We start from the raw sequence: 10,696 nt of genomic DNA on the forward strand, positions 1-10,696 counted from the left end.
GGGAGAAAAACACTAAGCTCAATTGTGTTTCGGGACAATTAATTTCCCCGACCCGCGTTGCTATCTTCAAGAAGGATTCCGGCGTCATTTCAAATAGAACACCGTGCCGGTGTGCCGTTCGAAAGGATGTACAGGAATGAGCATGCAGGCCGACACCGGGATGGAATCGGCGCGCCCGGTCGCCGAAATGTTCCCGTCGGGCCGACCGCCGCGGCCGGAACTGGATCGGTTCTATCGGCCGCCCCCGGGTTTCGCCCGCTTCGCCCCCGGCACCATCCTGCGTTCCCGCAAGGTCGAGCTGGCGCTGTTCGGGCGTGTGCCACAAAAGATCTCGGCCTGGCAGCTGCTCTACCGCACCAACAACCTGCACGGCAGCGCGGAGGCGGCGGTGACGACGGTGCTGCTGCCGTGGGGAGCCGATCCGGACGAGCCGCGGCCGCTGGTCTCGTTCCAATGCGCGATCGACGGCGTCAGTTCACAGTGCCTGCCCTCGTACGCACTGCGGCGCGGCGCGCGGGCGCTCGGCTCGATTCCCCAGGTCGAGCTGCCGGTGATCGCGTACGCACTGGCCAGCGGCTGGGCGATCTCGGTGCCCGACCACGGCGGGCTGTCCGGACACTTCGGCGTGCCACGCGAGCCCGCGTATCGGTCCCTCGACGCGATCCGCGCGAGCCTGAACTTCACCCCGCTCGGCCTCACCGACTCGACACCCGTTGCGCTGTGGGGTTATTCGGGCGGCGGCCTGGCCACCGCCTGGACCGCGGAGCTGGCCGCCGAATATGCTCCGGAGCTCGATATCGTCGGCGCGGTCGCCGGTTCACCGGTCGGCGATCTCGGCGCGGCCTTCGCGCGATTGAACGGCACCTTCTTCGCGGGCTTCGCGACGGTATGCGTGGCGGGACTGCGGCGGGCCTACCCGGATCTGGATCACATCCTGCGCGCACATCTGAAATCCGAATTCCTCGACCTGCTCGCGGATGCCGAATCGCGCACCACGCTGCACCTTCTGTTCCGGTTGATGGGCAAGAACATCGACAACTACAGCCACAGCAGCTTCGCCGACCTACTCGCCGAACCCGGTCTGCAGCGGATCCTGGCCGATATCCGGCCCGGCACGCGGGCGCCCGCCATGCCGATGCTCGTCATCCAGGGCGTCAACGACGAACTCATCGCCGTCGACGATATCGACCACCACGTGGCCCGGTACGCGATCCGCGGTGCGCACGTGCGCTATCTGCGCGACCGCCTCAGCCTGCACATGCCGCTGCAGTTCATCGGCGCACCGGTCACCATGCACTGGCTCGCGGACCGATTCGACCAGCGCCCGCTGCCCGCGGCGGGCACCGAAACGGTGTGGTCGGTCGCGTTCACGAAGCGAGAAGTGTTGGGCCACTGGCGTTTTGCCCGACTGTTTGCACGCATGCTCGCAGGCAGGCCGATCCGGCGGTGCTCACCGGCCTCGGCTACAGCGATTTCGCCGGACTGCTCGTCGGAACCCTGTTCTCGGGTGCGGTCCTGATCATCGAGACGATCCGGTCCCGACGCCTCGAACCCTTCGCCGCGATCATGCTCGGCGTCTTCGCCTTCGGCTTGATCGGCTCGCTGATCAGCGGCGATGCCCGCGTGATGATTGTCAAGGATTCCGCGGGCACCGCGATCGTCGGTATCGCCTTCCTGATCAGCACGATGGTCGGCAAACCGCTGACCTATCTGTCCGCGCGCAAGGCGCTCGCGGCCGCCGGACCGGCCAAGCTCACCGAATTCGAGGACTCCTACCGCACCGACCCGGCCAAGCGCCGCGGCTTCACCACCCTCGCGGCGGCCTGGGGCGTCGGTCTGCTCGCGGAGGCGTCCGTCCGGATCCTGCTCGCCTACCAGCTGCCCATCCACACCATGGCCTGGCTGTCCCCGGTTCTGTCGATCGTCTTCTTCGCCCCGCTGATCGCCCTGAGCGTTCGCTTCGTCAAACGCGCCCGCCGCGCCTGACTCCCCTACTCGCGCTGCCGATCCCGGCCTTCGGGATCGGCGGCGAGGTCTTCCCAGAACTCGACGTAGGCCTGCTCGTGCAGGATGCCGAGCCGCAGGATGCGGGCACGCGAAACGCCGCGGATCTTGTCGGTGGGATCGCTCTCGGCCCGCAGTCCGCGGTAGAGCTCGAGCAGACGACGATGCTCCGCGGCCTGACTTTCGGCCAGCGCGACCACATCGCCCGGGTCGCCCAGATCGGCGAAGAAGAGTTTGAGCTGCGCCGGGTCCCGGGTTTCGGCGGGCGGGCTGTGCGGATCGGCGAGCCAGCGCCGCAACTCGGCCCGGCCGGTATCGGTGAGATGGAAGAGCCTGCGCCGCCGCCCGCCCTGTTCGGCCTCCTCGTTGAGCAACCCCTGCTCGGCCAGGCGCACGGGAATCCGATAGAGCTGCGCATGCGGCACCGGCCAGAAGTAGTCCACGCTCTCTTCGAGTCTGGCCTTCAACTCATAGGGCGTGAGCGGCCCGTGCCTGGCGATCAGCCCCAGCACGATGTGGTCCTGCGGCCCGAGCTCCGGCATGCCGCCTCCTCGCTCGCATTGACACCGTCTCACTGAGACTATAAGTTAGTGCCAGCGAGACCGTATCACTGATACTATCAAGGAGTGAGGATGCGCGACTTCGGCATCGACCTGTTCGACCAGTGGACCGCGATGTGGAACGGCGAGCTGGCGCTCGCGGACAAGATCATGGCCCCCGAATTCACCCTCCGCTACGCCCAGCCGGGCACCGACGTCTACGACGACATCCACGATCCGCGGGCCCTCGCCACACGGATCGCCGCGCACCGCGAGTCGGCTCCCGGACTTCGATTCGAACCGCAAGGCGAGGCGGTCATCGAAATGGACGACGCCCGAACGGGATTCGTGGCACACCCATATGGGGCGGAGTTCACCGGACCGGATGGCCGGACGGTGTCCGTGAGCGGCACCGATATCCTGCGCACCGTCGCGGGTGTCATCACCGAGGTCTGGTCGGCCTCCGGCGGGCGCGGCGGCCGCAGCTACTACTGACCCAGGCCCATCGGTGGGAGGTATTCACCCACCAGGGTGCGGTGCCACCAGTTTCGGTCATGCCGTAGTTCGGCGCGGGTTGCGAAGCGGTACAAGTAGATTCGCGCCCGCACGTAGCGGGGCGGGGAGTCGGGGAAGGGGCACCGGCGCAGCAGTCGCAACGTCGCCGGATCGTTGCGCAACAGCCGCTCGACAAAGGCGAGCAGCCAACCGCGGGCATACGTCGGTGAGATCGCGGCGAACCACATCAACCAGTCCAGCCGCAAATGGTATGGGGCCCACTGCCTCGGCAGTCGACGCGGGTCGCCCGGTTTGCCCTTGAACTCGTACTCCCGCCAGCGCGTCCGCTCAGTGATATCGGCTTCGTCGGTGCCCTCGAACACCACCTCCTCGCGGGTCCGGCCGATATTGCCGAACGCACCGTAGGTGTTGACGAGGTGCAGCGGATTGAAGGACACGTTCATGCGCTGATGCCGGGAGATCAGGTTGCGCGCGGGCCAGTAGCTGAGGAACACCACGGCGACGGTGAACGCGATGATCAGGCCCGCGAACCACGGTGGCGCGGCGGGCAATGCCGGCGGGTCGGGTACCGGCAGCACCGCCGCGGCCGACGATCCGGCGATCGCGGTGGCGGCCAGCAGGATCGTCATCCAATTCAGCCAGGCGAAGTTCCCGGACAGCACCAGCCACAGCTGAGTGACGATGAGGAACGCCGCGGCCACACTCGCCACCGGCTGCGGCGCGAAGAGTCCGAAAGGCACGACCAGCTGCGCGAAGTGGTTGGCCGCCACCTCGACTCGATGCAGCGGCCTGGGCAGTCGGTGGAAGAACCAGCTCAGCGGACCGGGCATCGGCTGGGTCTCATGGTGGTAGTACAGGCAGGTCAGATCCCGCCAGCAGGCATCCCCGCGCAACTTGATCAGCCCGGCGCCGAACTCCACCCGGAACAACAGCCACCGCGCCAACCACAACACCAGCACCGGCGGTGCGACCCGATCGTTGCCGAGGAAGATCGCGAGGAACCCGGCCTCCAGCAGCAGGGACTCCCAGCCGAAGGCGTACCAGGCCTGCCCAACATTGACGATCGACAGATACAACACCCACAGCACCGCCCACAGCAGCATCGCCGCCCACAGGGGTACCAGATGCGGCGCACCGACCGCCATCGCGGCCGACAGCAGCACGCCACACCAGGCCACGGCGGTGAAGAACCGATCCGAGAAGTGGAACTGGAAGATGCTGGGCGCCGAGCGGAACGAAACCCGCCGCACGAAACGCGACACCGGCAACATTCCCCGCTCCCCGATCAGCGCCGGGAATTGCCGCGCCGCCGCCAGGAACGCGATCAGGTAGATGACGCCGAGGCCGTGCTGGAAAACCAGCCTGCCCAGCCAGTACTCGGAGTCGGTGAAGGACATCATTGTCCGCTCCCCCGTACCACCCCCAGTGCCACCGAGAGCGAATCCGACGCGGCAGCGGCACCCCGTCGATCACCGAAGGGCGTCATACCGAAGCGGTACCCGACAGCCACGTGGGCAAACAGGCCCCGCTCAGCGCTACTCGAACAACTGGTCGTCGAGGATATCCGTATCGCCGTCGACCGATTTCAATCATGACCTAGATCGACACCGCCGCCGATCTTTTTTCCACATCTCGAGAGGTGGCCTTCGATCTATCGCCTTCGAGGACGGCCGCGAGGTATTCGGAAATGGCGTCGCGGTTGCGAATGAGAACCTCGATGCGGCGGGTCATCCGGTCGCGCTCGTGCTCCAACGTCGCGATCATCTCCGGAGTGGCATCCGAGAAGTGGATGACGCGGGGCTTGTCGAGACACGGCAGGATCTGCTTGATGATCCGGGTGGGCAGACCGGCATCGAGCAGCCCGCGAATCTGGCGGACCCGGTCGACGAACGCGTCGTCATACGCGCGGTAGCCGTTCGCACAGCGTTGCGAGACGATCAGGCCCTGCTCTTCGTAGTACCGCAGGAGTCGGCGCGAAGTTCCGGTACGTTGCGACAGCTCTCCGATGCGCATGTGGGCCACCTCATAGGACGGGACAGCTTGACCCTCACATTAATGTGAGGGTTCGAGCATACGTGCATGGTCAATCGCACAGCACACTCGAACGACTCTCCGATAGCGAAAGATCGCCCGCGACTGCCGATTTCGGCATTGCTGGCGCTGACGACCGCCGCCTTCCTCACGGTGCTCACCGAAGCCCTGCCTGCCGGTGTACTGCCGGGCATGAGCGCCGGCCTGCACGTCAGCGAGTCGGCGACCGGACAACTGGTGACGGTCTACGCGATCGGCACCGCGCTGTCGGCGATTCCGTTGTCGGCCGCGACGGCAGGATGGCGGCGCAAACACCTGCTACTCGCCGGGGTGGCGGGCTTCCTGGTGGCGAACACGGTGACCGCGGCATCACTGGTGTTCGCACTGACGCTCATGGCCCGGTTCGTCGCCGGGATCGCGGCCGGGGTGGTGTGGGCCCTGCTGGTCGGCTACGCCCGCCGGATGACGCCGGAAGCATTGCAGGGCAAGGCGATTGCGATCGTCATGGCCGGTATTCCACTCGCCTTGTCGCTGGGAATTCCGGCGGGGACGTTCCTGGGCGCGACGCTCGGCTGGCAGATCACCTTCGGCGTGATGTCGGTGCTCGCGGTGCTGCTGATCGGATGGATCGCGGCGACCGTACCGGATTTCCCGGGACCGGGCCGGGCCGGGCGCATCCCGATCGTGGCGACCGCGAAAGTACCGGGCGTGGCTGCGGTGCTCTTCGTGACGCTGACATTCGTGCTGGCGCACAACATTCTCTACACCTACATCGCCACCTTCCTCGACGAGGTCGAGCTGGGCGGGCAGGTCGGTCCGGTGTTGTCGGTCTTCGGCATCGCGTCGATGGTGAGTATCTGGTTCACCGGAGCGCACATCGATCGCCGATTGCGCGGATTGACCGTTGCCGCAACGATTCTGGTCGCGATTGCGGTAGCGATATTGGCTGCGCTGTCCGGTAGCGCGGCGCTGGTGTTCGCGGCGGCGACACTGTGGGGCCTCGGCTGGGGTGGTGTACCCACGCTGCTGCAGACCGCCGCGGCCATCGCGGGCGGCGAGGCCGCCGATACCGCGCAAGCCATGCTGGTCACCCTCTGGAACGCGGCAATGGCAGGCGGCGGCGTCATCGGCGGCATCCTGCTGTCCGCATTGGGACCACGGGCCTTCCCGTGGACCGTGCTGGCATTGCTCGCCGTGAGCTTGCTCGCGATCATGACCGCCCGGTCGCGTCCGTTGGCGCGGGCGGCACGTCCCATGCGGCAGGGGTCTGCGTCGCGCAATGGCGTGCTTCGTTCATGAGAGCGCGCGCGGGTGGGGTGAGGTGGCTTCGGCGACGGACCGCGGCGACCGCAAAAGGCGCCGACCCTGCCGCGACCCAGTACCTCGATGCCGGACTGGTCATTTCGTCGAGGTCCTCACCCGCAGCGGCTATCCCGAGGCCCGGGCGATGGCGAACTCCGCCGGAGCGGGCAGAGATCGGTGGCGCACGTCACATCACCGTGCTGTCACACGGGCACAGGCACCGGCATCTTGTGTTCGTCCAGGTACCGAGTGGGCGCAGGCGGCCCGCCGCGCGCAGCTTCCCGGACCGTTTACCAGTAACCAGTGAAGGACAGTCGTCATGCGAATCACCGTCTTCGGAGCCAATGGCCCCACCGGCCGCCTGCTCACCGGCCAGGCACTTGCCGCCGGACATCGGGTCACCGCGGTCACCCGGCAGCCGGACTCGTTTCCACTGCACCATGATCGGCTCGAGGTAATCGGTGCCGATGTGCTCGATCCGGAGGCCGTCGACGCAGCCGTGGCGCAGCGGGATGCGGTGCTTTCGACGCTCGGGGTGCCCGCTGGAAAGGAACCGATCAGCACCTATTCGCGTGGTGCGGCCAATATTGTCGCCGCGATGCAACGGCATCGGGTGCGCCGGCTCGCCATGGTCAGCTCGAGCGGGGTCGACCCGCACCCGTACTCCGATGGCGGGTTCCTGTTCAACCGAGTATTCCTGCCATACGTGACGCGGGTGCTGGGTAAGACGCTGTACGACGATATGCGGCGGATGGAAGCGCTGGTCCGGGCCAGCGATCTGGACTGGACGATCGTGCGCCCGAGCGGGCTCTACCACCTGCCGTCGGTCACCGGCTACACCCTCGTCGAGGGCCACGCCGACGGCAGGTTCACCGCCCGTGCGGACCTGGCCGCGAGCATGCTGGCCCTGCTGGACGACAACCGCTACCGCCGTAGCACCGTCGGCATCATCACCACCGTCGACAACCCCACCTTGCTCCAGTGGATCCGCCGGGAAGCACTCACCAAAAGCTGAGCCGCCGACGCCGCGATCGGCGTCTCCCGCATCACCGCCTGGCGCAACCTGGGGAAACTGGCCGGGCGCCGCGCCGATTACGGCAGGGCGGGGCGGCCGAAGACCCGGTATCGCTGGAAGGGCTGAGCGCCCGTCCCAGGTGTCAGCTGCCGGGCATGCGGTCGCCGGATGCCATGGACGGGACAACCCGCGCACCCGCCGGTCGCCCCAGCCGGGCAGGCATGTGCTCGTAACCGTGCAGGGTGGACAGGCCGCGGCGGCGTGGTTCGCCGTCGAGGCGCAGGTCGGGGAAGCGTTCGAACAGGGCGGGCAGCGCGTGGGCCGCTTCCAGCCTGGCCAGGCTCGCGCCGATGCAGGCGTGGATGCCGGAGCCGAACGAGAGGTGCTCCTTGGCGTTGGCACGGGTGATGTCGAATCGATGCGGATCGGGGAACTGCGCGGGATCACGGTTGGCGCCTGCCAGGGACACGATCATCGACTTTCCCGGCTGAAGGTGAACGCCCGCACCGAGATCCACCGGTTCCAGTACGCGGCGAGCGGTCATCTGCACCGGCGGGTCGAACCGCAGCACCTCCTCGATCGCGCCGGGCCAGCGCTGCGGCTCGGCGCGCAGAAGGTCGAGCTGGTCGGGGTGGGCCAGCAGGAGTGGGATCGCGTTGCCGATCAAGTTCATCGTGGTCTCGAAGCCCGCGCCCATCAGCACGTTCGCGCTGGCCATCAGCTCGGGGGTGCTCAGTCCACCCGAGGACACCAGGACGCTGAAGATGTCCTCGCGGGGTTCGCGGCGCAACTTCTCGATGTGGGCGGCGAGATAATCCTCCATCGCCGCCGTCGCGGCCATCGCGCGCCGGTGCGCCCGCCAGGAGATCCCGACGTCCAGCAGCGGGGTGACCACGTCACCCCAGCGCAGGAACAGATCGCGGTCGGCGGCGGGGAAACCGAGCATCTCGGCGATGACGGCGATAGGGACTTGCGCGGCGAAATCGCCGATCAGGTCGGCCGATCCGTGCGCGGGCATGGCGTCGAGTAGTTCGGTGGTGACCTCACGCACCCCGTCGCCCAACCGGGCGACGGCGCGCGGGGTGAACGCGGAGGCGACCGGCTTGCGCAACCGGCCGTGCTCCGGCGGGTCTTGCATGAACATCGACGGCGCCTCGATCGGGTTGGGCGGCAACACGACTCGCTCGGCGTAGCGGCGCAGCGGGCCGGGCACAGTGGGGTCGATCGGGGTGCGCACGCCGAATCTTCTGTCGCGCAGGACCTCCCGGCACAGCTGGTAATCGTAGATGGCGTATCCGGTCCGCGTGATCTGCACCCCGCCCCCCGCACGCAGCTGCTCGATCAGCGAATACGGATCGTTGCGGCCTTCCTCGCCACTCAGCAGCCGGGCGAACGGGTCGCCCGAGCGGTGCATCGCGCGCAACCCCAGCCGCGGCAACCCGTGCTCGGCTGCCCACCTGACCGCGTACCGTGCGTTCATCAAAGCCCCCGTGTCCCGCGGCAAAACTCCATTGAGTACCCAGTCTTCCACGCCCGCAACCATTGGGCGGCGTTTCGTTTGCTGTGCAAGACTGCACTGTGGCCGAGACCGCTGAACTCATTACCAACGTTTCCGACACCGCCCGCTGGGTGGCCGCCTACCGCGCCGTCGAATCCGCCCGCCCCGATGCCCTCTTCCACGATCCCCTCGCCGACCGAGTGGCCGGGGAGCGGGGCCGCGCCATAGTCGGCCACGGACCGCGCTTGATGCACAATGGCTGGAACCTGATCACTCGGACCAAACTCATCGACGACCTGATCATGAAGACCATCGCGCAGGGCTGCGATCGGGTGCTCAATATGGCCGCGGGTATGGATACCCGCCCGTACCGGCTGGATCTGCCATCCGAATTCCCTTGGATAGAGGCCGATCTCCCCGAATTGGTCGCCGAGAAGAACAAGCTGCTGGCCGGGGAGTCGCCGCGCTGCGCGCTCACCCGCACGGCGGTGGATCTCGCCGATCCCGAGGCGCGGCGGCAGTTCCTGGACGAGGCCCTCGCGGGTGCGCGGCGGGCGCTGGTGCTCACCGAGGGTCTGGTCTACTACCTCACCGACGACGATGTCGTCAGCTTGGCCGCCGCGCTGAATCGTCCGGAAATCGCTTGGTGGGCAGTGGATGTCAATAACCAGGCGCTTGTGAAGCGAATCAACAAATCCACCACCGAACTGCTGGCCAGCGCCCCCTGGCGGTTCGGTCCGGTCGATCCGCTGGGCTTCTTCGCCGACCTCGGCTGGACGGCCGACGAGGTGGAATCGCTGGCCTGGGCGGCGCACCGGTACCACCGGCTGCCCTGGTTCATGAAGCCGTTCACGCTCTTCCCGCAGCCGGATCCCCGCAAGGCGGTCGAAAAGTCGTGGATGCCTTGGAGTTCGGTGGTGCGGCTCACGCGCACAGCACCGAGCCTTTAGTACGCACGCCCATCGCATACAGCTGCCCGTAAACGAAAGGCTCTCCACCCTATGGGTAATGGCTGGCTACGTCCCCTGTCCCCCGCGCCGAGGGATGGATCTCATACATTGGTTTGCTTTCCGCACGCCGGCGGCTCCGCCATATCTTTCGGGCCATTGGCCGAATGCGTCGGGTCAGAATATGAGGTACATGCCGTCCAGTATCCGGGGCGACAAGATAGACGACGTGAACCGCTCGTGGGGAATATTTCGGACCTCGTCGATGGCCTGCTTCCCGAGCTGATAGAAGCAGTTGGGGGTGCCCAGGAGTTTTCCTTGTTCGGGCACAGTATGGGATCTGTCGTAGCTTTCGAGGCATGCAGGCGGCTCGAGCACGAAGTGGGAGCGAGCGCGCGGGTCCTGTTCGCGTCCGGTCGGCGCGCGCCTTCGGCGCCGCTACCTGAGCTGCGAATGCACCTGCTGAGCGATCGAGAACTCGCTGAGCATCTACTGCGGTTCGGCGGTACACCATCGGCGCTGCTCGAGGATCCTGAATTTCGAGAGCTGATCCTGTCGATCGTCAGGAACGACTACCGAGCCATCGAGACTTACGAGTGCAGTACGGACGCGATGGTCAGCAGCCCTATCGTCGCAATTGTCGGCGATCGTGACCCCGATGCAAGTCTCGCGGAAATCGAGGTATGGGGCTCGCACACCTCTAGAAGCTTCTTTGCGAAATCATTCCCAGGCGGTCACTTCTTCATCGATTCGAATTGCCGGCCGGTAGGGCAGCTGATCCGCGATCATTGCGCTCGAGCGCTGTCGAGCTAGGCCGGAACGACCGGGTGAGCACGTCGCCCAC

General features: G+C 66.7%; 10 protein-coding genes and 2 pseudogenes. 8 read left to right on the forward strand and 4 right to left on the reverse strand.

Features of this window, described 5'->3' with window-relative positions; all coding sequences use genetic code 11:
• Positions 1–136 precede the first annotated feature (136 nt).
• Positions 137–1,519, forward strand: coding sequence for a lipase family protein (locus OG874_RS26745; protein ID WP_330249885.1), 1,383 nt, complete (start codon positions 137–139; stop codon positions 1,517–1,519).
• A complete protein-coding gene (locus OG874_RS26750) occupies positions 1,447–1,986 on the forward strand; it encodes a VC0807 family protein (RefSeq protein ID WP_330249886.1) in 540 nt (179 codons plus the stop codon). The genes OG874_RS26745 and OG874_RS26750 overlap by 73 nt, the downstream gene beginning before the upstream one ends.
• A 5-nt stretch (positions 1,987–1,991) precedes the next feature.
• Here OG874_RS26750 and OG874_RS26755 read toward each other — a convergent pair whose 3' ends face one another.
• On the reverse strand, positions 1,992–2,546 hold the full coding sequence (locus OG874_RS26755) for a PadR family transcriptional regulator (protein WP_330249887.1): 555 nt from the start codon (positions 2,544–2,546) through the stop codon (positions 1,992–1,994).
• Between the two features lie 90 nt (positions 2,547–2,636).
• Here OG874_RS26755 and OG874_RS26760 point away from each other — a divergent pair, with 90 nt between their 5' ends.
• A complete protein-coding gene (locus tag OG874_RS26760; RefSeq protein WP_330249888.1) occupies positions 2,637–3,038 on the forward strand; it encodes a nuclear transport factor 2 family protein in 402 nt (133 codons plus the stop codon).
• On the opposite strand, the gene OG874_RS26765 is transcribed toward OG874_RS26760, so the two are convergent.
• On the reverse strand, positions 3,032–4,459 hold the full coding sequence (locus OG874_RS26765; RefSeq protein WP_330249889.1) for a lipase maturation factor family protein: 1,428 nt from the start codon (positions 4,457–4,459) through the stop codon (positions 3,032–3,034). The genes OG874_RS26760 and OG874_RS26765 overlap by 7 nt on opposite strands.
• Before the next feature lie 196 nt (positions 4,460–4,655).
• Complete coding sequence (locus OG874_RS26770) at positions 4,656–5,072, reverse strand: MerR family transcriptional regulator (protein ID WP_330249890.1); 417 nt, start codon at positions 5,070–5,072, stop codon at positions 4,656–4,658.
• A 66-nt stretch (positions 5,073–5,138) separates the two neighbouring features.
• Between OG874_RS26770 and OG874_RS26775 the strand changes: the two are divergent.
• From OG874_RS26775 to OG874_RS44875, 3 genes and pseudogenes are all read left to right on the forward strand, one after another.
• Positions 5,139–6,191 (forward strand): annotated as a pseudogene (locus OG874_RS26775) (MFS transporter); the annotation flags it as partial.
• Between the two features lie 520 nt (positions 6,192–6,711).
• The gene (locus OG874_RS26780) at positions 6,712–7,407 is read left to right on the forward strand and encodes an NAD(P)-dependent oxidoreductase (protein WP_330249891.1); all 696 of its coding nucleotides are present in this window, start codon (positions 6,712–6,714) and stop codon (positions 7,405–7,407) included.
• Between the two features lie 12 nt (positions 7,408–7,419).
• Positions 7,420–7,533, forward strand: a pseudogene (locus OG874_RS44875) (response regulator); the annotation flags it as partial.
• A gap of 16 nt (positions 7,534–7,549) precedes the next feature.
• Here OG874_RS44875 and OG874_RS26785 read toward each other — a convergent pair.
• A complete protein-coding gene (locus OG874_RS26785) occupies positions 7,550–8,887 on the reverse strand; it encodes a cytochrome P450 (protein WP_330249892.1) in 1,338 nt (445 codons plus the stop codon).
• Between the two features lie 98 nt (positions 8,888–8,985).
• Here OG874_RS26785 and OG874_RS26790 point away from each other — a divergent pair, with 98 nt between their 5' ends.
• Complete coding sequence (locus OG874_RS26790; RefSeq protein WP_330249893.1) at positions 8,986–9,855, forward strand: class I SAM-dependent methyltransferase; 870 nt, start codon at positions 8,986–8,988, stop codon at positions 9,853–9,855.
• A 51-nt stretch (positions 9,856–9,906) separates the two neighbouring features.
• Positions 9,907–10,665 (forward strand): thioesterase II family protein, encoded by a 759-nt coding sequence (locus tag OG874_RS26795; protein ID WP_330249894.1) that lies wholly within the window; start codon positions 9,907–9,909, stop codon positions 10,663–10,665.
• Positions 10,666–10,696: the final 31 nt, after the last annotated feature.

Source organism: Nocardia sp. NBC_00565, from assembly GCF_036345915.1.
Taxonomy (GTDB): Bacteria; Actinomycetota; Actinomycetes; order Mycobacteriales; family Mycobacteriaceae; genus Nocardia.